This window comes from Pseudoalteromonas sp. Z1A6 (assembly GCF_011378745.1).
Classification (GTDB): domain Bacteria; phylum Pseudomonadota; class Gammaproteobacteria; order Enterobacterales; family Alteromonadaceae; genus Pseudoalteromonas; species Pseudoalteromonas arctica.
In genome coordinates this window covers 1-563 of the sequence record NZ_WTKW01000710.1, presented here as the reverse complement: position 1 = coordinate 563, position 563 = coordinate 1, and the positions used below count along the sequence as shown (strand labels likewise).

The 563-nt window shown below is 35.5% G+C and carries 1 protein-coding gene; it reads left to right on the top strand.

From position 1 onward, the window contains the following. Nucleotides 1-7 precede the first annotated feature (7 nt). Nucleotides 8-514, top strand: a complete 507-nt coding sequence (locus GQR46_RS20445) for a DUF2062 domain-containing protein (protein ID WP_007586895.1) — start codon at nt 8-10, stop codon at nt 512-514. Nucleotides 515-563 lie beyond the last annotated feature (49 nt).

The window sequence follows — 563 nt, the reverse complement described above, 5'->3', positions numbered from 1 at the left end:
GCTTTAAATGGCTAAAAAAACGATCCAAAGATTTTTACCTGATCCAAATAAAATTAGACATCATAAATCACTAAGAATATTTGGACGCCTTTTACAAGATGCAAATCTTTGGCATTTAAATAGACGTTCTGCTCGAGGTGCATTTGCAGTCGGGTTATTTTTTGCTTTCATCCCTGTTCCTTTTCAAATGGTTTTAGCAGCAGCCGGCGCTATATTATTTAGAGTTAATTTACCTATCTCAGTAGCATTAGTATGGCTTACAAACCCTCTAACTATGCCACCTATTTTTTATGGCTCGTACTTAGTCGGTACGCTAATACTTAATCAACCCGAACAGCATTTTGTATTTGAAGCAAGTTGGTCTTGGTTTTTAGAAAGCATAGAAACTATTGGCCCTGCGTTTTTACTTGGCTCATTAGTGTGTGCTTCTATTGCATCAATTATCGGCTATTTTGGTATTGATATTATTTGGCGCCGTTCTGTTAAAAAGGCATGGTTATCGCGAAATAATTAGTAGCGTTAAAGCTAAATAATAATTATAAGATTCATGGCAATCCTAATCT